The following is a 21,063-nucleotide window of genomic DNA, read 5'->3' on the forward strand; positions in this document are numbered from 1 at the left end:
GGTCAGCCGATTTCGATGAGCAGGTCGCCCGCCTCGACCTGCTGGATCCTGCCGATCGCGAGACGGCGCACCGTGCCCGACGTCTGGGCGGTGATCGACGCCTCCATCTTCATGGCCTCGATGGTGGCGACGGTCTGGCCGGCCGACACCGACGCTCCCTCCTCCACCTGGAGCGTGACCACTCCGGCGAACGGTGCCGCGACATGGCCCTCGTTGGCCCGGTCCGCCTTCTCCGCCGCCTTGACCTCGCTGGCGACGGACTTGTCGCGTACCGACACCGGCCGCAACTGGCCGTTGAGCGTGGCCAGTACGCTGCGGTAGCCGCGCTCGTCGGCGTCGGAGACGGCCTCCAGCTCGATCAGCAGCGTGACGCCCGGCTCGAGCGTGACGGTGTGCTCGGTCTCCGTCTCCAGCCCGTACAGGAAGTCCCGCGTCGGCAGGACGGAGGTGTCGCCGTACGCCTCGCGGTGGGCGTTGAACTCCTTGGTGGGGCCGGGGAACAGCAGCCGGTTCAAGGTCGCGCGCGGTGACTGGGCCAGGCCCTCGCGGTCCTCGTCCGACAGCTGCGGCGTCTCGGCCTTCGCCGGGCGGCCCTGGAGCGCCCGGGTGCGGAACGGCTCCGGCCAGCCTCCGGGCGGGTCGCCCAGCTCACCGCGCAGGAAGCCGATCACCGAGTCCGGTACGTCGAACTTGCCCGGGTCGGACTCGAAGTCCGCCGCCGAGACCCCGGCGCCCACGAGGTGCAGCGCCAGGTCGCCGACCACCTTCGACGACGGCGTCACCTTCACCAGCCGGCCGAGCATGCGGTCGGCCGCGGCGTAGCAGTCCTCGATGAGTTCGAAGCGGTCGCCCAGACCGAGGGCGATGGCCTGCTGGCGCAGGTTGGACAGCTGCCCGCCGGGGATCTCGTGGTGGTAGATCCGGCCGGTGGGCGAGGCGAGACCGGACTCGAAGGGGGCGTACACCTTGCGGGTCGCCTCCCAGTAGGGCTCCAGGTCGCCGACGGCCTGGAGGGACAGGCCGGTCGCGCGCTCCGTGTGGTCGGTGGCGGCGACCAGCGCGGACAGCGGGGGCTGGCTGGTGGTGCCGGCCATCGAGGCGACGGCCGCGTCGACGGCGTCGACTCCCGCGTCGATGGCGGCGATCAGGGTGCCGAGCTGCCCGCCCGCGGTGTCGTGCGTGTGCAGATGGACGGGCAGGTCGAACCGCTCGCGCAGCGCGGTGACGAGGGTGCGGGCGGCGGGCGGGCGCAGCAGCCCGGCCATGTCCTTGATGGCGAGGACATGGGCGCCCGCGTCCACGATCTGCTCGGCGAGACGCAGGTAGTAGTCCAGCGTGTACAGGGTCTCGCGGGGGTCGGAGAGGTCGGCGGTGTAGCAGAGGGCGACCTCGGCGACCGACGTGCCGGTGGCGCGCACGGCGTCGATGGCCGGACGCATCTGGGACACGTCGTTGAGGGCGTCGAAGATCCGGAAGATGTCCATCCCGGTCTTGGCGGCCTCGGCTACGAACGCCTCGGTGACCTCGGTGGGGTAGGGCGTGTAGCCGACGGTGTTGCGGCCGCGCAGCAGCATCTGGGTGCAGATGTTGGGCACGGCCTCCCGGATCTTGGCCAGTCGCTCCCACGGGTCCTCGGCGAGGAAACGCAGCGCCACGTCGTAGGTGGCGCCTCCCCAGCATTCGAGGCTCAGCAGCTGCGGTGCGCTGCGGGCGACGTGCGGTGCGACGGCCAGCAGGTCGCGGGTCCGGACCCGGGTCGCCAGCAGGGACTGATGGGCGTCGCGGAACGTCGTGTCGGTGACGGCGACGGCCGACTGGGCGCGCAGTTCGGCGGCGAAAGCCTCCGGCCCGAGGGCGGCGAGGCGCTGCCGCGACCCGGCGGGCGGGTCTCCGAGGGGGACGGCGGGCAGCTTGTCCGCCGGGTCGATGACGTCGGGGCGCGGACCGTACGGCTGGTTGACGGTGATCTCGGCGAGGTAGCTGAGCATGCGGCTGCCGCGGTCGGCCGAGGGGCGGGCCCGCATCAGCTCCGGGTGTTCGTCGATGAAGCTGGTGGTGATACGCCCGGCCCGGAACTCGGGGTGGTCCAGCACGGCGCCCAGGAACGGCAGGTTGGTGGCCACGCCCCGGATGCGGAACTCGGCGATGGCCCGGCGCGCGCGGCGGGCCGCGTTGGCGAAGTCGTGCCCGTGGCAGGTGAGCTTGACGAGCATCGAGTCGAAGTGGGCGGAGACCTCGGCGCCGGTGTGGACCGTGCCACCGTCGAGCCGGACGCCGGGACCGCCGGGGGAGCGGTAGGCGGAGATGGTGCCGGTGTCGGGCCGGAAGCCGTTGGCCGGGTCCTCGGTGGTGATGCGGCACTGCAGGGCGGAGCCGTTGAGGACGATGTCGTCCTGGGTGAGGCGCAGTTCGGGCAGCGTCATACCGGCGGCGATGCGCAGCTGTCCGATGACGAGGTCGCGTCCGGTGACCTGTTCGGTGACGGTGTGCTCGACCTGGATGCGCGGGTTCATCTCGATGAAGACATGGTTGCCGCGCTCGTCGACGAGGAATTCGACGGTGCCCGCGTTCACATAGCCGATGTGGCGTGCGAAGGCCACGGCGTCGGCGCAGATGCGTGCCCGCAGCTCCGGGTCGAGGTTCGGGGCGGGCGCGATCTCGACGACCTTCTGGTGGCGGCGCTGCACCGAGCAGTCCCGCTCGTAGAGGTGTACGACATTGCCCTCGGCGTCGGCGAGGATCTGCACCTCGATGTGGCGGGGGTTGACCACCGCCTGCTCCAGGAAGACCGTCGCGTCACCGAACGCGGAGCGCGCCTCGCGCATGGCCGCGTCGATCGCCTCGCGCAGCTCCCCGGGCTCCGCGACACGGCGCATACCGCGTCCGCCGCCGCCCGCGACGGCCTTCACGAAGACGGGGAAGCCGATGTCCTCGGACGCGGCGACGAGCGCGTCGACGTCCTCGGACGGTTCGGAGGACTTCAGCACCGGTACGCCCGCCTCCCGCGCGGCCGCGACCGCCCGGGACTTGTTCCCGGTCAGGTGCAGTACCGACGCCGGCGGTCCGACGAAGGCGATACCGGCCTCGGCGCACGCGGCGGCGAGGTCGGGGTTCTCCGAAAGGAAGCCGTAGCCGGGGTAGATGGCGTCGGCCCCGGCCTTCCGGGCCGCCTTGATCACCTCGTCCACCGAGAGGTAGGCCCGCACGGGGTGGCCGGGCTCACCGATCTGGTACGCCTCGTCGGCCTTGGCCCGGTGAAGGGAGTTGCGGTCCTCGTAGGGAAACACCGCCACTGTGGAGATTCCGAGCTCGAACGCTGCGCGGAACGCGCGGATCGCGATCTCGCCGCGGTTGGCGACCAATACCTTGCCGAACATCAAACTCCCCAGTCGTGTCGCGGGCCGGGCGGCCTCAGGACGGGCGATGTCGCACGGGACGCCGGTGCCGGCGTCCGGTGGTCATATGGGCGGCGGCGATGCGCCGGGAACCTTGGTCCGAAGCGCTCGACACCGTATCGGAGACCTTCCCAGAGATCGCGGAGGCAGACGATGGCCTGCGTCACTGCGGGGACCGCCGCTCGGCGGTGATCTGCGCCACGCTCGTCCGGGGCGGGTCCGGTCAGGCGCGGGGCCGGGCGGTGCGCCCACTCGCCACCGGGGCGCGTCGGCCGGGATCCGGGCCCCCGCACGCCGCGGGCGGCCTCGCACGACGGGACCGACGGCCGCCGTTCGTGAAGAGATCAGTCCGGGGCGGGCGAATATCTGTGACCGCCGGATGAGAAATCAGCGCAACGCGCGGTGAGGGTATCTCGCGTAACAGGCGGAAAAGAATTACGTGCCGCGCGGGGTCGATCTCACCGTGCTACTGTCGTTATCAGTTGCAGTTGTGGTTCCCGAAAATCCAAGTGCCCCGGCGGCCCTCAGGTCGTTGTGAGCGCTTTTGTGTATCCGGTCATTTCCGGACGGGGTGATCATTGCGGCGACACGGAGACCGCACGGTGTGGACTCCGGGTACTGCCCCTGAAGGAGATTTGACATGGCATCTGGCGTCGTGAAGTGGTTCAACGCGGAAAAGGGCTTCGGCTTCATCGAGCAGGACGGTGGCGGCCCCGACGTGTTCGCCCACTACTCGAACATCGCCGCCCAGGGCTTCCGTGAGCTGCTGGAAGGCCAGAAGGTGAACTTCGACATCGCGCAGGGCCAGAAGGGCCCGACCGCCGAGAACATCGTTCCGGCCTGACGCTGACGCGTGATCGAGCCGGGGCCCGCACCTTGGGGTGCGGGCCCCGGCTCGTTGCAGTTGCGGGGCCCCGGCCCCGCCACCGCGGCCCATCGTGCCGCGGCCCCCTCCGGAGATCGCGTTTTTCTCGCGTGGCGGATGTCCCTCCCGCCTCCGGACGAACATTCGGCAGGGACTCATTCCGGCCTTGACGTCCGAATCGATCTGCCCGCCTGGTGACCTGCCGGGGATTCTCACGAGCGGCCCGATTCGCTTTCGTTTTCGCTTTCTGCCTGGCTCGTTCTCGCGATTCTCCGTGCTGCTCCTCTGCTGCGGTAATTCCTTGATACGTGCCACATCGAGGAAGGTTCCGTATGAACCGCACACGTACCGAAGACCGTTATTCCCGCACCCGTAGCGGCGGTGGCTCCGGCCGCGGCAGCCGTTTCGGCTCGCCGGCTCCCACCCGCTCGGGTTCCTCCGGCCGCTCCGGTGGAGGTGGCCGCTCCGGTGGTTACGGCCGCCGGCCCGCCGCGGCGCAGGGCGAGTTCGCCCTCCCCGTCACCGTGACCCCCGCCCTGCCCGCCGTCGAGCGGTTCGCCGACCTCGACATGCCGGAGCAGCTGCTCGCGGCGCTCGCCGCGCAGGGCGTGACCGTGCCGTTCCCCATCCAGGGCGCGACGCTGCCCAACACCCTGGCCGGCCGTGACGTGCTCGGCCGCGGCCGTACCGGTTCTGGCAAGACCCTCGCCTTCGGCCTGGCCATGCTGGCCGGTACCGCGGGGAAGCGCGCAGAGCCGCGGCTTCCGCTGGCGCTGGTCCTCGTACCGACGCGCGAGCTGGCCCAGCAGGTCACCGACGCGCTCACCCCGTACGCCCGGTCGCTGAGGCTGCGGATGGCCACGGTCGTCGGCGGGATGTCGATCGGCAGGCAGGCCGGTGCGCTGCGCAGCGGCGCGGAGGTCGTCGTGGCGACTCCCGGACGGCTGAAGGACCTGATCCAGCGCGGCGACTGCCGACTCGACCAGGTCTCGGTCACCGTCCTCGACGAGGCCGACCAGATGGCCGACATGGGCTTCATGCCCCAGGTCACCGCCCTGCTCGACCAGGTCCGCCCGGACGGCCAGCGGATGCTGTTCTCCGCCACCCTCGACCGCAACGTCGACCTGCTCGTCCGCCGCTACCTGAACGATCCGGTCGTGCACTCCGTCGACCCGTCGGCCGGCGCCGTCACGACGATGGAGCACCACGTGCTGCACGTCGACAGCTCCGACAAGCACGCCACCACGACGGAGATCGCCGCCCGCGACGGCCGGGTGATCATGTTCCTGGACACCAAGCACGCCGTGGACCGGCTGACGAAGGACCTGCTCAGCAGCGGCGTACGGGCCGCGGGATTGCACGGCGGCAAGTCCCAGCCGCAGCGGAACCGCACGCTGGCGCAGTTCAAGACCGGGCATGTCACCGTGCTCGTCGCCACGAACGTCGCCGCCCGCGGTATCCACGTCGACAACCTCGACCTCGTCGTCAACGTCGACCCGCCGACCGACCCCAAGGACTACCTGCACCGCGGCGGCCGCACCGCCCGGGCCGGTGAGTCGGGCAGCGTCGTCACCCTGGTGACCCCGAACCAGCGCCGCGACATGGCCCGCCTCCTGTCGCACGCCGGGGTCCGCCCGACGACCACTCAGGTCAGGTCCGGCGGCGTCGAACTGAACCGCATCACCGGCGCGCAGGCACCGTCCGGCACGCCGGTCGTCATCACCGCACCGGTGACCGAGCGCCCCGCGCGCAGCGCCGGCTCCCGTGCCCGGCGCGGCCGCAACGCGTCGCAGGCCCCGCGCCGCGCGCCCCGCCGGCAGGCTGCCGTCGGCACGGCGGCCTGAGAGCCCAGGACGTCATTGCTCAAAGGCCCTCACCCATCGTCGCAGGAGGCATCTCTTGGCACTGGTTCAGCTGAAGCCCCGTCCGGTCGGTCCGATTTCCGGCACCAGGACGGCGGCCGGCCTCGTGGCGGCGGCCGGACCGCAGGTCCGTGCCGACACGACCGCGAAGGCCTGGGGCGACATGACCGTGGAGGTGGCGCTGTCCGTGATGGCCGGCGCCCGCGCCGGGCATCTGCTCATCTGCGACGCGGACGACCAGTGCACCGGATCCGTCACCCTGGCGCAGCTCGTGGCCGTACGCGACAGCGCCGTCCGCACGGACACGGTGCGACTGAGCGATGTCGCCGCCCTCCCTTGTTGAACCGCCGCACCCCTTGCGGACTCCCCTTCCGCTTCCCCACTTCTCCCTGTGAGGTCTCATGCGCTGCGTCATCGCTCGCTTCCCCTTCGATCTGACCAAGAGTGGCGTGCTGGAATCGATGAAGGGCGTCAAGCCCGAGCCGATCACCGGTGACTTCGTGGTCATCGGCCGTCGTCAGTACCCCGTCAAGCAGGTGGGCGCGGTCATCACCCGACAGGACCGCCGTGACTTCAGTGCGGGCGAGGTCGTCCGGGCGATGACGGGGCTCGGCTTCACCTGCCGGTCACAGGTCCCGGCCGCGCCCGTGAGCACGCTCACCCCGCTCCAGCAGGCGCACGCCTCGCTCGGCACCACGGTGGCCTGACCTGCGGCACCCTCCGGACCTGACAGGGCACCGGAGAGGCAAGGAACGAAGAGGGCCCGACCGGCGCGCGCCGGTCGGGCCCTCTTCCTGTGGTGTCACTGGTCTCGTAGTGGTGGATTCAGTGGTCGGAGTAGCTGAAGTCGCCGACGGTCCAGGCGCTGACGTCTTCGATCGAGACACGGTACATACCGCCTGTCTCGGGGATCCCGACCGTGCCCTGGAGGATCCGCGCCACGTGGAAGTGCAGATGGGTGGGCGGGCCCTGCCTGGCGGGGGAGGCGCTGAAGGCGCCGGAGAACGCACGGAGGCTCTCCGAATCCGTCAGGACCTCCGACACCCGCTGCCGCCACATGGCTTCGGGTGCCAGCCGGCCGGTGATGACAGCGCCACCGGTGACCACGGTCAGAGACATGAGATTGCTTTGCCCGGACTCCACCAGGGCGGCCACGTCGACGAGCAGAGCGTCAGGTTTCGACATGACAGGCGAGTTTATTTCACCCGGGCCCTCTGCACGGATGCGGAGTCCGGTTGCGGGGGCCCGGGATTCGGGAGTACGCACCTCAGGCGCGATCGTTCCGCGCAGGAACGGGCTGCCGGGCACCTGGCGGCCGCTCATCAACGGCACCCCCGGGCCGGGGCCGGTTCCTCGTGGTCACCAGCTGATCCGGGCTGCCACCGGCAGGTGGTCGCTGCCGGTGGCCGGCAGCACCCACGAGCTCTGCGGCTGCACGCCGCGGACGAGGATCTGGTCGATCCGCACCACCGGGAAATTCGCCGGCCAGGTGAAGCCGAAGCCGTCCCCGGCCTCGTCCTGGGCCGAGCGCATCTGCGAGGTGATGCCGGCGAACGCGCGGTCGTCCATGGTGCCGTTCAGATCGCCGAGCAGCACCACCCGCTCGTTCCGTTCGGCGGCGAGGGCCTCGCCGAGCGCGTGTGCGTTGCGGTCCCGGCTGTCCGTCCAGAAGCCCCCTCTGGGCATCAGCCGTACGGATCCCAGGTGGGCGGCGTAGACCGCCAGCGGCCCTTGGTCCGTGGCAACCGTGGTGCGCAGCGCCCGGTTGTAGGCCATCTTGACGTCGGCCGGCTTGGTGTCCGCCAGCGGCCCGTAGTCCATGTGGGTGTCGACCGGCCGCGTGTCCGACAGCGGCAGCTTGCTCCACAGCCCGACCGTGCCCTGCACCGTGTGGTACGGGTACGCCTCCGCCAGCTCCTTCTCGTACGTGCCCCGGGCATGGTGGCTCAGCTCCACCAGGGCCAGCACGTCCGCCCCGGAGGCGGCCAGGTCGCGGGCGGTGCCGACGGGGTCAGGGTTGCCCTCACCGACGTTGTGCTGGGCCACGGTGAGGTCGCCGCCCGGGTGGGACTTGTCGCCGAGCAGCCCGCCGAAGAGGTTCAGCCACACCACGGCCGGCAGCAGCAGCGCGACCACCGCGGAGGCGGAGCGCCGCCACAGTGCCCCGGCCAGCAGCACCGGGACGAACAGGCCGCACCACGGCAGGAAGGTCTCCACCAGGCTGCCGAGGCCCCCGAAGTCCGTGATCTGCGTGTGCAGCAGCATGAACAGGCCGAGCAGCACGGCCAGCGCCGCGAGCACCGGGCCACGCTTCCAGAGGCCCGGCCCGGAGCCGATGCGGATCACCCGGCGGACGGGCGAGCGCCGGATCCCGGAGCCGGTGTCCCGGCGGCCGGCGATGTCCTGTCCGGTCTCCGCCGTGTCCACCTGCGTCATCGTCCGTCCTCGCTCGCTGCCGGTCACTGCTGCATCCTCGGGTCCTGGGTGGGCTCTGCGCACATGGCGGGCAGGCACGATCGATCGTGCGCCCGATGTCGTCCGCGCGACGGTGGGGAGTGGGTCATACCGCCAGTCAAGGCAACGCGGTGTTGCGGGCGCGTATGCGATTCCCGATACGCCGACGATATGCGCCGACTTCTAGCATCGGAGCATGCGTGTGCTGATCGTCGAGGACGAGCCCTATATGGCAGAAGCCATCCGTGACTGCCTGCGGCTGGAAGCCATCGCGGCGGACATCGCGGGGGACGGCGACACCGCTCTGGAGCTGCTGAGCGTCAACGCCTACGACATCGCCGTCCTCGACCGGGACATTCCCGGACCTTCCGGTGACGAGATCGCCGAACGCATCGTCGCCTCCGGCAGCGGCATGCCGATCCTCATGCTCACCGCAGCCGACCGCCTCGACGACAAGGCCTCCGGGTTCGAGTTGGGCGCCGACGACTACCTCACGAAGCCTTTCGAACTCAGAGAGCTCACGCTCAGGCTCAGAGCACTCGACCGCAGGCGGGCGCACAACAGGCCGCCCGTGCGGGAGATCGCGGGTCTGCGGCTGGATCCGTTCCGCAGGGAGGTCCACCGGGAGGGCCGCTACGTCGCACTGACCAGGAAGCAGTTCGCCGTGCTCGAAGTTCTCGTCGCCGCCGAAGGCGGTGTCGTCAGCGCCGAAGAACTCCTGGCCCGCGCGTGGGACGAGAACGCGGACCCGTTCACCAACGCCGTGCGCATCACCGTCTCGGCACTGCGGAAGCGGCTCGGCGAGCCCTGGGTCATCGCCACCGTGCCGGGCGTCGGCTACCGGATCGACGCGCCGTCGCAGGCCGGGAGCGGAAGCGTGGGCGGAGACCGTGGATAGAGCGCCCGGGTGGAGCGTTCGCCTCAAACTGACCCTCAGCTACGCCGGATTCCTCATGCTGGCCGGTGTCATGCTGATCGCGGCGGTGTGGGTCTTCCTGCTGAGCAACCTGCCCGACGTGACGAGCAGCATCAGCGGATTGCAGGTCCGTTCGGTCCTCGCGCGCGAGTTCGCGGCGGGGGCAGCCGTGGTCATGGCGTTCCTGCTGGTGTTCGGCCTCCTGGGAGGGTGGCTGCTCGCCGGCCGCATGCTCGCCCCGCTGACCCGCATCACGGACGCCACGCGGCACGTCGCGAACGGGTCGCTCTCCCACCGCATCCGGCTGGAAGGCCGCAACGACGAGTTCCGTGAACTCGCCGACTCCTTCGACGCCATGATCGCGCGGCTCGAAGCACACGTCGCCGAGCAGCGGAGATTCGCGGCCAACGCCTCCCACGAGTTGCGCACCCCGCTGGCGATCTCGAAGGCGCTTCTCGACGTGGCCCGCACCGATCCGAACCACGACCCCGGCGAGATCATCGACCGCCTCCATGCCGTCAACGCCCGGGCGATCGACATCACCGAGGCGCTGCTCCTGCTCAGCCGGGCCGAGCAGCGGTCCTTCACCCGGGAACCCGTCGACCTGTCCCTCCTCGTGGAGGAGGCCACGGAAACACTGCTCCCGCTCGCCGAGAAGCGTGGCGTCACCTTCGAGACCTCCGGTGACATCGCCCTGGCCGCCGGGTCGCAAGCGCTCCTGCTGCAGATGACGACGAACCTCGTCCACAACGCCGTCGTGCACAACCTGCCCGAGCAGGGGACGGTGCGGGTCGAGACGGGGGTCCGTCCCGGGAGCGTGGTGCTCACGGTCGAGAACACCGGCGAGAGGCTCTCGCCGGAGTTGGTCCCGACACTCACGGAACCGTTTCGGCGCGGCAGCGAACGCGTACGCACCGACCACGGGGGTGTCGGCCTCGGCCTGGCCATCGTCAAGAGCATCACCCACGTGCACGACGGCGCGCTCACGATCACCCCGCGTCCTTCGGGCGGACTCCGCATCACCGTGGAGCTGCCGGCGGCAGCTCCCGGGACCGACAGGCGCCCCTGAGCAGGGGCGGAGCGTCCTGGCCGGGTCCGTTCGGTGATCTCACGTTACCTCCGTCCCGAGCGCCCAAAAATCTATGCTCGCCGTAGTAGACATTCGCTCCCGGGCTGGTTAGTGTTCCTGTTGTAGCCGAGATCAGAGAGAGCCCGGCAGAGACGAACTGCCGAGCAGTGGTAACACGCAGTACCCGCAGTTCGGTGCGGTGGTGGAGTTCCGGAGCCGGTTTCGCAGGATGGCGACGGGGCTGACCGCCGTACTGGGTGGCCCGCAGTGATCAGGGGCCACCGGAAGCAGTACCAAGTAGCAGGTAAGTCCCAGAGGAAGGAACGGAGGAAGCAGACGCCATCAGGATCGCCCGGGCGAGGAAGACTCCCCGGGTACCGCAAGACCCCGGAACGGAAGGTGGTCCCCGGTCACGCATTCGCGATCCCCGCGCTCCCGTCCCTCTTCGGGGCGATGCCGCGGAAACAGAAGGTCGGCGCAGGACTAGGGCCGACAGATGGTGTTCAATTTCCTTCGGGGCCCTGGTGCCGTACGGCACCAGGGCCCCTCGACGCGTTCTCAGGAAGAAGAGGTGCAGATGGCAGCGGATAATGCGCTCGGTGGCCGACTCGACGACGATGACTACCCCGCCTACACGATGGGACGGGCCGCCGAGATGCTGGGCACCACGCCCGGCTTCCTTCGCGCGATCGGTGAAGCGCGGCTGATCACCCCGCTGCGCTCCGAGGGCGGTCACCGGCGCTACTCGCGGTACCAACTGCGGATCGCGGCCCGCGCGCGTGAACTCGTCGACCAGGGCACCCCGGTCGAAGCCGCCTGCCGCATCGTCATCCTCGAGGACCAGCTCGAAGAAGCGCGGCGCATCAATGCCGAGATCCGGCGTGCCGCCGGGCAGCCGGTCGAAAGCTCCGGAGAGGTCTCCGGCTGAGCCCACCGCTCATGAGTACCTTGCTCCGGCCGCAGTGTGCGACGGGCGGGCAGCGGCGTCCGTCCGACGGGCACCGCCGACCGGCCCGACACGCGCCGTGCCGCCCCCTCACTCGGGCACGCTCCGCTGCGGCCCGCCCTCCGAACCCGCTCTGGTCCGAGCGGCCCCGGCCTGCGCGACCGCGGTGGCCGCACCCCGAGCCGCCCTGGTGCGAGCGGACCCGCGCCGTGCGACCGCGGTGGCCGGTCTCCGGAACCCGCCCCGCCCCGTGCCCTCCGCGGTGGCCGCACCCCGAGCCGTCCTGGGCGAGCGGACCCGCGCCGTGCGACCGCGGTGGCCGGTCTCCGGAACCCGCCGCGGTCCGTGCCCTCCGCGGTGGCCGCACCCCGAGCCGTCCTGGTGCGAGCGGACCCGCGCCGTGCGACCGCGGTGGCCGGTCTCCGGAACCCGCCGCGGTCGGAGCGGACCCCCGCGCCGCACGACCCTGGCGGCGCGGCCCGCGAGATCAGGCCGCGGGGGCGTTCGGGAGTAGTGCCAGGAGCTGCTTCGTGTGGCCGGGGAGTTCCACTTCCGTCAGGCCCGTGAGGAGATCCTTCAGTGGCACGGGCCGATCGACCAGGACCTTGCCGTTGGACAGCAGCCGCGTGGGCACCGGTGTGGCGAGTTCGGCCTCGCTCAGCGCGGGTCCGCCGAGCGCGCAGAGGGCCTCTCCCTGGCGGCGGATGCGGTCCCGGAGACCGGCGTTGCCGCCGGCGAGCGCGATGACGCGGTCGATGGTCCAGGTGTCGAGAGCGATGCGGTTGTCGTACGTCGTGTTGGTCCCCGAAGCGACACACGAGGCGGCGGCGAGCGTGGCGGCGGTGACGAGAGAGACGTGCGCCAGGATCTGGTCGGCGTTCCACTCGCCGGCCGGCGGGGCGGCGACGGCGTCGCCGGACCCGGCGACCGTGGCGGCGGCATCGAGCAGCGCGCCGTAGGCGTCACCGAGCGGGCTGGTGTCCATCATGTCTTCTTCTTTCTGCGGTCGTGCGCGGAGTGAAGACGAGCGAGGGCCGCGGCTACATGTCCCAGGGCGCCTGCGGGAGGACCTCGCCCGTCTCGAGCAGGGACTTGAGGTTCGCGAGCACGGCCGGCCACCCCTGTGAGATCCCCTCGAGCATCTCCCGGTCGGGGAGGTTCTCGTGGGTCACCGTGAGGCGGACGATGTCCTGGTGCGGTTCGACGAGGAACGTGACGACGGAGCCGCCGCCCGGCGACGCCGTCCCCTTGGGGTCCTCGAAGGTGACGACCAGACGCTTCGGAGGCTCGGCCTCGATGACCCGGCCGATGATGTCGACCGTGTCCGAGCCGTCGGCGCGCCGGTGCTCCCACGTCGACCCGGGCTGCCAGTCGGAGACGTTGGCGTGTCCCCAGTAGCGCGCGGTCAGGTCCGCGTCCGTCAGGGCCTTCCATACCTGCTCCGCGCTCGCGCGGATGTAGGTCACGTAGACGTAGGTCGGCACGGACTGTCGTGCGTCGGTCATGGCGTACTCCTCTGCCTGATGCTTGATGGCGCTGATCGCTTGCAGCCGGGGCCTGTCGAACTCCGAGATCCAGCGCTCCTCGATCTCGTGGATCGGTCCCGGGTCGAGGTAGTGCAGCCGTTCCCGTCCGCGCCGTACGACGGTGACGAGGCCGGCCCGCACCAGGACGTCGAGATGCTGCGTCGCCGACTGGCGGGCCATGGCGAGGTGCTCGCACAGCTCCTGGAGCGTTTGGCCGTTGTGTTCCCGCAGGCGGTCGAGAAGGAGCCGCCGGGTGGGGTCGGCCAGCGCCTTGAAGACCCGGTCCATCGCTGTCGCCTCGTCGCTCACTTCTCGATTATGCAGGCATCTGCCTGCATAACGCCAGCGGCGCGCCGGTCCCGCCGGTCGCAGGGAGACAAACCGGACCGGTGGGGTGCGTCGTCGGAGCGGCGGCTACCGTGCGGTGGGGGTCAACCGTGCGCCCTTCCGTTCCGGTCCGTCCTGTAGGGGGATTCATGACCACGACAACCGGCGGCACCGAGCCGCGACTGCGCCTGCCCTTCGATCTCGCCGGCCTGGAAGCGTCGCCCATCAGGACCGAGCGGCTGATACTGCGGCCGATCCGCCCGCAGGACGCCGACGACATCCACGCCTATCAGCGACTGCCCGAGGTCGTGGCTCATCTGCCCTGGCCGTTGCGCGACCGGGAAGCCAGCGGCGAGCACACCGAACTGCGCGCGAAGCAGCGCACGTTGGCCGCCGACGGTGAAGCGGTCGCCCTCGCCGTCGTGCTGCCCGGTGAGCCGGGTCTCGGCGGCGGGCGGGACGAACGGGTCATCGGCGACCTCACCTTCATCCTCACCAGCGCCGCCCATGCCCAGGTCGCGGTCGGGTGGGTCCTGCACCCCGGGTTCCAGGGCCGGGGGTACGCCCGCGAGGCGGCCACGGCCCTGCTCGACCTCGCCACCGGTCTGGGCGCCCACCGGATCGCCGCGACGGTGGACGCGGCCAACGAGCCCTCCCTGGCCCTCTGCGCGCGACTCGGCATGCGCAGGGAGGCGATGTTCCGGCAGGACCGCCACGGCGACACCGGCTGGCGCGACACCGTGATCTACGCCCTCACGCGTGACGAATGGCTCGCCGGGAGGACGGCCTCGGCCCACTGAGGGGCGGGCGACCGGAGCGCGGCGCGGAGCGTGTGCGGCTTACGGGCCGAGGAGTTCGGAGTACCGCTCGACCAACTGCTGCTCCGCGTCGTCGAGATACGCCGCGAGCAGCAGTTCGGCCTTGGTGCGGTCAGCCGCCTTGAGGGCGGAGAGGATCTCGCGGTTGCGCTCCAGGTACGGCTCGTGGAAGCCGCGGGGATTGTCCATCGCGTGGAAGACCAGGCGCAGTTCGGCGAGGATGCCGCGCATCAGCTCGTCGAGGCGCCTGCTGCGGGCGAGGGCCACGACGGCGTGGTGGAAGTGGATGTTGGCGGTGCCGAGGTCGCGCCACGCGCCTTCCTTCGCGGCCTTCTCGCCCTCGGCGACCGCCGCCACCGCGTGGCTCAGGTCGTACGGCGGGGCATCGAGTCCGCGGACCGCCGCGCACTCGATGAGTCTGCGCACCTGGTAGATGTCGGTGACGTCCTGCACGGTCAGCATGCGCACGAAGACACCGCGGTTGAGCTCATGGACCAGCAGCCGTTCGTGCGTGAGCAGGCGGAACGCCTCGCGCAGGGTGTTGCGGGAGATGCCCAGGGCGCCGCCGATGGCGTCCTCCGACAGCTTGCTCCCCGGCGGCAGGTACCCCTCGGAGATGCGTGTGCGCAGGATGTCCGCGACCCGTTCGGCGGTGCTGGAGCGTCCGAGCAGGGCGCGGTCGCCGACGAGCACGGCGGGGTCGACCTCGGCTGTCATGTGTCCGTCCTTCTCCCGCGGCCGGCGGTCGTCCGACGGTTTCCGGGACCGCGCCGGCCGGTCCGGGTCAGTCAACCGGAAATCATTGAACGAAACAACAGAGACCTTGTCGGATCGTTCAACGATTTTCTATGTTGTGTGATGTGATCGTGAACGCGGCTGACCGGACCGCCGCGTGGGCACCCGGAGCAGCGCGGTGGTACCTCCTGACCGACGGACCGTTCCAAGGAGACGCAGCGGTGACAGAGCTCGTGATCGACCTCAACGCGGACCTCGGGGAGGGCTTCGGGCGATGGACCCTCACCGATGACGAGGCCCTGCTGTCCCTCGTCACCAGCGCGAACGTCGCCTGCGGCTTCCACGCGGGTGATCCCGGCACCATGCGCCGCGTCTGCGACACGGCCGCCGAGCGCGGTGTACGGATCGGCGCCCAGGTCTCCTACCGGGACCTCGCCGGCTTCGGCCGCCGGGCCATGGACGTGCCGGCGAACGAGCTCGCCGACGAGGTCACGTACCAGATCGGCGCCCTTCAGGCGTTCGCCCGTGCCGCCGGAGCGGCGGTGAGCTACGTGAAGCCGCACGGAGCGCTCTACAACCGGGTGGTGGCCGACCATGAGCAGGCGGCCGCCGTGGCCGCCGGCGCCCGGCTCGCCGACCCGGGGCTCGTGGTGCTGTGCCTGCCCGACTCCGCCATGCACGCGCAGGCGGCGCGGGTCGGCCTCCCCGTCGCGGAAGAGGCGTTCGCCGACCGCGCCTACACGGCCACCGGGACGCTCGTCCCCAGAAGCACCCCCGGTGCCGTGATCACCGATCCGGCGGAGGTCGCCCGCAGGGCCGTCGCTCTCGCGCGGGACGGCCGCGTCACCGCGCTGACCGGCGAACCCGTGGCGGTACGGGCACGCTCTTTGTGCCTGCACGGAGACACCCCCGGAGCGGTCGCGGCGGCCGGGCAGGTGCGCGCGGCGCTCGACGCGGCCGGGGTCAAGGTGGAGGCGTTCGTATGAGGCTGAGACCGGTCGGGGAGGACTCCCTCCTCGTGGACCTGGACACGCCGGAAGAGGCACAGGCCTGGCACGCCCGCATCCTCGACCGGTGCGGCCGGGGAACCTCGGCGCCGGTCCGCGACATCGTGCCCGGGGACCGGACCGTGCTCCTCTACGGCGTCGCCGATGTCCACGCCATGGAGGCCGAGCTGCGCCAGTGGTCCGTCCCCCTGTCGGCGGCCGGCGGCGGTCCTCTGGTGGAGCTCCCGGTGCGTTACGACGGGGCCGATCTCGGCGCCGTCGCCGCCCTGTGGGGAGTCACCGAGGACGAGGTGGCGCGGATCCACAGCGGTACGGAACACCGGGTGGCGTTCTGCGGTTTCGCCCCGGGGTTCGCCTACATGCTCGGCCTCGGCGAGCGGTACCACGTGCCGCGCCGTCCCGCGCCCCGCACCTCGGTGCCCGCGGGCTCGGTGGCGCTCGCAGGCCCCTACACCGGCGTGTATCCGCGGGCCTCCCCGGGCGGCTGGCAGCTGATCGGGACGACCGGGGTGCGCCTGTGGGATCTCGAACGCGAACCCGCGGCACTGCTGACACCCGGCACGCGCGTGCGCTTCGTCGCCGAGGAAGCCGCGCCGGCAGCCGCTGTGGCGACGAGAAGGCGCACGGCATGAGCGGCGGCACGCTGGACGTCGTACGGGCCGGTGCCCTCACCACCGTCCAGGACCTCGGCCGGACCGGGCACGCCGGGCTCGGCGTACCGCGTGCCGGGGCCCTCGACGTGCCCGCGCACCGGCTCGCCAACCGGCTGGTGGGCAACCCCGCCGACGCGGCGACGCTGGAGACCACGCTGACCGGCGTCGCGGTGCGGACCGACCGCTCGGTGGTGGTCGCCGTGACGGGGGCCCCGGCGCCGGTGCGGGTGAACGGCCGGCCGGCGGCGTGGGGAACCGCCGTGCGCCTGCCCGTCGGCGCCGTACTCGACGTGGGCACGCCGACCAGCGGCCTGCGCAGCTATGTCGCCGTCGGCGGAGGCATCACGGTCGACCCCGTCCTGGGCAGCCGGTCCACCGATCTGCTCTCCGGACTGGGTCCGGCCCCGCTCAAGGACGGGGAGACGCTGCCCCTCGGTGAGGCTGCGGGCCCACCGCTGCATGCCGACACGCTGCTGTGGCCGGCGCCGCCCGAGGAACTGGTGCTGCCCGTACTGCTCGGGCCGCGCGACGACTGGTTCACCGCGGCCGCGGTGGACACCCTCGCCACGGGCCAGTACGAGATCTCCCAGCACAGCAACCGCATCGCCCTGCGGCTCGACGGCCCGCCGCTGGAGCGGGCCGTGCACCGGGAAATGCCGAGCGAAGGCATGGTGGTCGGCGCGGTGCAGGTGCCGCCGGACGGCCGACCCGTCGTCTTCCTCGCCGACTGCCCCACCACCGGTGGCTATCCCGTGATCGGAGTCGTCCCCGAGAGCCGGCTGTCCCCGGCCGCGCAGGCCGTGCCGGGGCTGACGGTCCGCTTCGTACCGCGGCGCCACCGTCGCTGAGAAGGCCCACCGACGACAGCGGTCAAGTGAGCGCCTCGGAAACGGACGTGAACCGGCGCGGCGCGCTCGCTGCGGAGTCAGGTCCGGGCGGCGTACGAGACGAAGCTCGTCCACGACGCGGGTGACACGGCGAGTCGGGGGCTCTGCTCGACCTTGGAGTCCCGGACGTGGACGGTCTCGGGGGTGGTCGCCACTTCGACGCAGTCGTCGCCGGAGCTGCCGCTGTAACTGCTCTTGAACCAGGCCAGTTCTGTGGTGGTCATGTCGCTCCTCGCATCTGCCGCAGCAGGCTCAGGGACTCCTCCAAGGAGTGAGCCTGTGACCGCATCCTGGCATACCGCATCTGGAGCATGCTGACCACTTTGGGGTCGGAGACGAACCGCCCGCTCTCCTGCCCCTCGCAGTAGCCGTACCACTTGTTGTCCGGCGTCTCCAGCAGCCGGATAGGACCGTCGACACCGGCGTGGGTCACTCGTTTCTGCGGCATGACCTGGACCTCGATGTTCCGAAGTGCCGCGAGTTCGAGGACGTGGTGGAGAAGTTCCGGGCTCGCTCCCACGCCGCGCTGGAGCACATGTTCCTCGACGATGAAGCTGAACGCGGTGTTCGGCCGTTCCCGAAGTAATCTCTGACGCTCCGTCCGCGCGTAGAGCATGGCCTCGATCTGCTCGTCGCCGAGTGGCGGCAGGCGCTCGGAGAACAGCGTGCGCGCGTACGCCTCCGTCTGCAGCAGGCCGGGGATCAAACGGCACTCGTACGTATAGAGGTTGACCGACTCCGCCTCCAGTTGCGCCCACTGCCGGAACCAGCTCGCCAGCCCCGGCCGCCGCGACAGATGCCGTGCCGCGCCCCGCAGCGCGCCGAAGGCGTCGAGCACCTCCTCCGCCCGATCGACGAATGCCGCCGGAGGGAACCGGCGGCCCTGTTCGATGGAGGCCACGGTCGGCACCGAGTACCGCACCTGTGGGGCGAACTGCTCCTGTGTCAGCCGCGCACGCTTCCGGAACGCCTTGACGACCTCGCCGAACGCCTTGAGGCTGTCCGAACTCTCCGGCTCGGCGGCGCCCGTGGCGCCGTTCGTGTCCCCGGGCGGGCCGCTGCCCGGTCCGCAACCGGCGCCGTCCGCCCGGCTGTTCCCGTCGTCCCCGCTGGTCTCGCACGCCGCCATCCCGGCCACCTTCCACGTACCGTGTCGCAACCGGCCCATGGTCAGGCTTCATGACCTGTCTCGTCCACCGTGCGTACCCGTACGCTGACTCTGCGTACGGGTTCGGCCTCGGGAGCATCGGTACAGCGGCTATCGGTGCTCCAGGCCGGCCGCGCGGAGGAAGTCGGCGGCGGGCCGCCGCGATTCTACGGTCGGTGCGAGGTGGCGGTGAGGAAGTCCAGGACCAGCGGGCCGGCGTGAGTGCGGGCTTCCTCGAAGTAGGCATGGCGGGTGTCGGGGATCAGGTGGAGCCGGGCGTCGGGGATGCGGTCGGCGAGCAGGGGTGCGTTGGCGGTGGGGTTGAGCAGGTCGTCGGTTCCATGGAGGACCAGGGTGGGTGCGCTGATGCTGGACAGGAGGTTCCAGGCGTTGTGCCGGTTGCTGGCTGCGAGGTGGCGGCGCCGGGAGTGGGCAGGCATGCGGGGGTCGCCGAGGGTGTGGTGCGGGCCGGGGTGGTCGGCGAGCCAGCGGGGTGTGTACATGAGCTCCAGCAGGGCTTGCCGCGCGGCTCCGGGTTGAGACTGGGCCAGGGCCTGACGGACGTCGTTGCCGCGTTCGATGCTGTGCGGGCCGCCGGGTGAGGTGCAGCCGAGGACCAGGGCGCTGACTCGGTGCGGGTGGCGGGCGGCGAGTTGCTGGGCTACACGGCCGCCCATGGAAGTGCCGTAGATGTCGGCACGGTCGATGCCGAGGTCGTCGAGGACGGCGATGACGTCCTGGGCGAACAGTTCGGTGCTGTGAGGGGTGTCGGGCTTGTCGCTGTCGCCCGTGCCGCGGTAGTCGAGGGTGAGGGTGCTGCGGGCGGGGTGGAAGTCGGCGCGGACCGCGTCCCACCAGTGGTGGTTGTTGGCCTGGCCGGCCAGCAGGACGAGTGGCGCTCCGTTGCCTTGGAGCTGATAGGCGATGCGGGTCCCGTCGGGTGTCGTCGTGTACGTCATCGGTTGGATTCCTCAACTTCGGTATGGGCGGGCACGGTACTCCGCCCGGGCTTTGAGTTGGTCGACGGCGGCGTCGATGTACCGGACCGGGATTCCTGGGGCCGGCGCAGGCTTGCGGCTGCGCCCCCCGGCGGGAGGTCTTCGGCGTGCAAATCGCTTGTGGGAGCGCTCCCGTGGCTGTTAGACATGCGCACCATGGACCTCGTTCCCTTCGTGCGCCGCTACCGTCCGTCCGACAGGGCGGCGCTGGCGGACATCTGCGTCAGAACGGCACACGAGGGCGGGGACTCCACGTCGCTCTATCCGGATCCCGGGCTGATGCCGACGCTGTTCGCCTTCCCCTATGTCGAGTTGCAGCCCGAGTTCGCGTTCGTGCTGGACGACGGCGCGGGGCAGGCCGTCGGCTACATCCTGGGCGCCGGTGACACCCCGCGCTTCGCGGAGCGGTTCCGCGCCGAATGGCTGCCGGTCGTGGCGGAGCGGTACCCCGAGCCGGCCGGAGAGCCGGCAACGCCCGTCGAGGAGATGCTGGTTCTCCTGCACCGGCCGGAGCGGATGGTGCTGCCGGAGCTGGTGTCCTTCCCGGCGCACCTGCACATCGATCTGCTGCCGGAGTGGCAGCGACGCGGCTTCGGACGCGCCCTGATGCGGGCGCTGCTGGACGCCCTGGAGGCCGCGGGCGTGCCGGCCGTGCACCTCTGCATGGTGCGGGCGAACACGGCAGCGCGGGCCTTCTACGAACGTCTTGGTTTCCAGGAGATCGATGTGCCGGACCCGGGCCCGGTCGTGTACCTGGGCCGGTCGACGGCTCACACGGAGCCCGCGGCATGACGAAGGCGGTGCCCACCGAACGGACGGCGGGCACCGCCTTCGTCACCCGCCTCAGTGCCCGGCGGCCTCCGGGGAGCGCCGGATGCCGACCGCCGCCCGGACGGCACCCAAGACGCAGAGCACACCGGTGACGAGCACGGCCGAGTGCGCGCCGTTCATGAAGGCCTGGCCGCTTCCCTCGATGACCGCGGCCTTCAATTGGGCGGGCATGTCGCCGGACACGGGGGCGATGCCCATCGCCACGGCGTCCTCGGCCTCGTGGAGCCTGCCGGCCACCGCCGGGGCGACACCCGCGTGCGTCAGCTCTTCCTGAAGGGTCGACTTCACAGGTAAGTCAAAGGAGGCGGGGCGGGCGGACACGGCGGAGGGCGGGAGCGCCCGTGGCGTACGTCCGGGCGGCGGAGGGCTGTGGAGGGCGGGCCGCGCCCGATCGGTCACAACTCGGCGGCAGATAACCGGTGTCGTGGGACCGGCCTCTCTCCCTAGACTCGGGAACGCGCGGTGCACACGGCATCGCAGCGCCGTCCGGCGTCGGATCGAGGGGAGCACGACCATGCGTTGCCGCACTGCCGTCGTCGTTCCCCGGTCACGCTACGACGTGATCCTGATGTCCACGTCCACCCGGTGCCGGCTGCGCGGCCGCCACCGGAAGCCCGTGACGAACGG

The 21,063-nt window shown here is 71.1% G+C and carries 21 protein-coding genes and 1 pseudogene; 12 read left to right on the plus strand and 10 right to left on the minus strand.

Going from position 1 to position 21,063, the window contains the following annotated elements:
• Nucleotides 1-2: 2 nt before the first annotated feature.
• Nucleotides 3-3,377, minus strand: a complete 3,375-nt coding sequence (locus ACTMTU_RS19360) for a pyruvate carboxylase (protein ID WP_441264740.1) — start codon at nt 3,375-3,377, stop codon at nt 3-5.
• Between the two features lie 658 nt (nt 3,378-4,035).
• On the opposite strand from ACTMTU_RS19360, the gene ACTMTU_RS19365 reads away from it, so the two are divergent.
• The 4 genes from ACTMTU_RS19365 to ACTMTU_RS19380 all read left to right on the plus strand — a co-directional run bounded on the left by ACTMTU_RS19365 (nt 4,036) and on the right by ACTMTU_RS19380 (nt 6,829).
• On the plus strand, nt 4,036-4,239 hold the full coding sequence (locus ACTMTU_RS19365; protein WP_005310809.1) for a cold-shock protein: 204 nt from the start codon (nt 4,036-4,038) through the stop codon (nt 4,237-4,239).
• Nucleotides 4,240-4,592: 353 nt separating this feature from the next.
• Nucleotides 4,593-6,104, plus strand: coding sequence for a DEAD/DEAH box helicase (locus ACTMTU_RS19370; RefSeq protein WP_441264741.1), 1,512 nt, complete (start codon nt 4,593-4,595; stop codon nt 6,102-6,104).
• 55 nt (nt 6,105-6,159) lie between these two features.
• A complete protein-coding gene (locus tag ACTMTU_RS19375; RefSeq protein WP_441264742.1) occupies nt 6,160-6,465 on the plus strand; it encodes a CBS domain-containing protein in 306 nt (101 codons plus the stop codon).
• 58 nt (nt 6,466-6,523) lie between these two features.
• Nucleotides 6,524-6,829, plus strand: coding sequence for an SCO5918 family protein (locus ACTMTU_RS19380; protein ID WP_441264743.1), 306 nt, complete (start codon nt 6,524-6,526; stop codon nt 6,827-6,829).
• Between the two features lie 118 nt (nt 6,830-6,947).
• Here the strand turns inward: ACTMTU_RS19380 and ACTMTU_RS19385 are convergent, their stop codons facing one another.
• Together ACTMTU_RS19385 and ACTMTU_RS19390 are read right to left on the minus strand one after the other, a co-directional pair.
• The gene (locus tag ACTMTU_RS19385) at nt 6,948-7,307 is read right to left on the minus strand and encodes a hypothetical protein (protein ID WP_441264744.1); all 360 of its coding nucleotides are present in this window, start codon (nt 7,305-7,307) and stop codon (nt 6,948-6,950) included.
• A gap of 174 nt (nt 7,308-7,481) precedes the next feature.
• On the minus strand, nt 7,482-8,558 hold the full coding sequence (locus ACTMTU_RS19390; RefSeq protein ID WP_441264745.1) for an endonuclease/exonuclease/phosphatase family protein: 1,077 nt from the start codon (nt 8,556-8,558) through the stop codon (nt 7,482-7,484).
• Between the two features lie 214 nt (nt 8,559-8,772).
• Here ACTMTU_RS19390 and ACTMTU_RS19395 point away from each other — a divergent pair, with 214 nt between their 5' ends.
• The 3 genes from ACTMTU_RS19395 to ACTMTU_RS19405 all read left to right on the plus strand — a co-directional run bounded on the left by ACTMTU_RS19395 (nt 8,773) and on the right by ACTMTU_RS19405 (nt 11,489).
• On the plus strand, nt 8,773-9,474 hold the full coding sequence (locus tag ACTMTU_RS19395; protein ID WP_441264746.1) for a response regulator transcription factor: 702 nt from the start codon (nt 8,773-8,775) through the stop codon (nt 9,472-9,474).
• Nucleotides 9,467-10,561: a sensor histidine kinase gene (locus tag ACTMTU_RS19400; protein WP_441264747.1), complete on the plus strand. Its 1,095-nt coding sequence runs from the start codon at nt 9,467-9,469 to the stop codon at nt 10,559-10,561. The genes ACTMTU_RS19395 and ACTMTU_RS19400 overlap by 8 nt, the downstream gene beginning before the upstream one ends.
• A 577-nt stretch (nt 10,562-11,138) precedes the next feature.
• A complete protein-coding gene (locus ACTMTU_RS19405; RefSeq protein WP_053557718.1) occupies nt 11,139-11,489 on the plus strand; it encodes a helix-turn-helix domain-containing protein in 351 nt (116 codons plus the stop codon).
• Nucleotides 11,490-11,994: 505 nt separating this feature from the next.
• Here the strand turns inward: ACTMTU_RS19405 and ACTMTU_RS19410 are convergent.
• Together ACTMTU_RS19410 and ACTMTU_RS19415 are read right to left on the minus strand one after the other, a co-directional pair.
• Nucleotides 11,995-12,495 (minus strand): hypothetical protein, encoded by a 501-nt coding sequence (locus ACTMTU_RS19410; protein WP_441264748.1) that lies wholly within the window; start codon nt 12,493-12,495, stop codon nt 11,995-11,997.
• A 52-nt stretch (nt 12,496-12,547) separates the two neighbouring features.
• A complete protein-coding gene (locus ACTMTU_RS19415) occupies nt 12,548-13,321 on the minus strand; it encodes an ArsR/SmtB family transcription factor (RefSeq protein ID WP_441264949.1) in 774 nt (257 codons plus the stop codon).
• A gap of 188 nt (nt 13,322-13,509) precedes the next feature.
• Between ACTMTU_RS19415 and ACTMTU_RS19420 the strand changes: the two genes are divergently transcribed.
• Complete coding sequence (locus tag ACTMTU_RS19420) at nt 13,510-14,160, plus strand: GNAT family N-acetyltransferase (RefSeq protein ID WP_441264749.1); 651 nt, start codon at nt 13,510-13,512, stop codon at nt 14,158-14,160.
• A gap of 39 nt (nt 14,161-14,199) precedes the next feature.
• Here the strand turns inward: ACTMTU_RS19420 and ACTMTU_RS19425 are convergent, their stop codons facing one another.
• Nucleotides 14,200-14,895 carry a GntR family transcriptional regulator gene (locus ACTMTU_RS19425; RefSeq protein ID WP_441264750.1) on the minus strand — a complete coding sequence of 232 codons (696 nt, stop codon included), beginning with the start codon at nt 14,893-14,895 and terminating at the stop codon, nt 14,200-14,202.
• Between the two features lie 239 nt (nt 14,896-15,134).
• Here ACTMTU_RS19425 and ACTMTU_RS19430 point away from each other — a divergent pair, with 239 nt between their 5' ends.
• The 3 genes from ACTMTU_RS19430 to ACTMTU_RS19440 are packed head-to-tail and all read left to right on the plus strand — an operon-like array spanning nt 15,135 to nt 17,421.
• Nucleotides 15,135-15,899, plus strand: coding sequence for a LamB/YcsF family protein (locus ACTMTU_RS19430; RefSeq protein ID WP_441264751.1), 765 nt, complete (start codon nt 15,135-15,137; stop codon nt 15,897-15,899).
• A complete protein-coding gene (locus tag ACTMTU_RS19435; RefSeq protein WP_441264752.1) occupies nt 15,896-16,552 on the plus strand; it encodes a 5-oxoprolinase subunit B family protein in 657 nt (218 codons plus the stop codon). The genes ACTMTU_RS19430 and ACTMTU_RS19435 overlap by 4 nt, the downstream gene beginning before the upstream one ends.
• Nucleotides 16,549-17,421: a biotin-dependent carboxyltransferase family protein gene (locus tag ACTMTU_RS19440; protein ID WP_441264753.1), complete on the plus strand. Its 873-nt coding sequence runs from the start codon at nt 16,549-16,551 to the stop codon at nt 17,419-17,421. Before ACTMTU_RS19435 ends, ACTMTU_RS19440 begins: the two co-directional genes overlap by 4 nt.
• 77 nt (nt 17,422-17,498) lie before the next feature.
• Here ACTMTU_RS19440 and ACTMTU_RS19445 read toward each other — a convergent pair whose 3' ends face one another.
• The 3 genes from ACTMTU_RS19445 to ACTMTU_RS19455 form a co-directional block, all read right to left on the minus strand.
• Nucleotides 17,499-17,684, minus strand: a complete 186-nt coding sequence (locus ACTMTU_RS19445; protein WP_441264754.1) for a DUF397 domain-containing protein — start codon at nt 17,682-17,684, stop codon at nt 17,499-17,501.
• Nucleotides 17,681-18,589 carry a helix-turn-helix domain-containing protein gene (locus ACTMTU_RS19450; RefSeq protein WP_441264755.1) on the minus strand — a complete coding sequence of 303 codons (909 nt, stop codon included), beginning with the start codon at nt 18,587-18,589 and terminating at the stop codon, nt 17,681-17,683. The genes ACTMTU_RS19445 and ACTMTU_RS19450 overlap by 4 nt, the downstream gene beginning before the upstream one ends.
• Before the next feature lie 185 nt (nt 18,590-18,774).
• Nucleotides 18,775-19,566, minus strand: coding sequence for an alpha/beta fold hydrolase (locus ACTMTU_RS19455; RefSeq protein WP_441264756.1), 792 nt, complete (start codon nt 19,564-19,566; stop codon nt 18,775-18,777).
• Between the two features lie 195 nt (nt 19,567-19,761).
• Here ACTMTU_RS19455 and ACTMTU_RS19460 point away from each other — a divergent pair, with 195 nt between their 5' ends.
• Nucleotides 19,762-20,397 (plus strand): GNAT family N-acetyltransferase, encoded by a 636-nt coding sequence (locus ACTMTU_RS19460; protein ID WP_441264757.1) that lies wholly within the window; start codon nt 19,762-19,764, stop codon nt 20,395-20,397.
• Nucleotides 20,398-20,448: 51 nt separating this feature from the next.
• Here the strand turns inward: ACTMTU_RS19460 and ACTMTU_RS19465 are convergent.
• Nucleotides 20,449-20,724 (minus strand): annotated as a pseudogene (locus ACTMTU_RS19465) (MFS transporter); the annotation flags it as partial.
• Nucleotides 20,725-21,063 lie beyond the last annotated feature (339 nt).

The sequence above is a fragment of the Streptomyces sp. OZ13 genome (assembly GCF_052068155.1).
Lineage (GTDB): Bacteria > Actinomycetota > Actinomycetes > Streptomycetales > Streptomycetaceae > Streptomyces.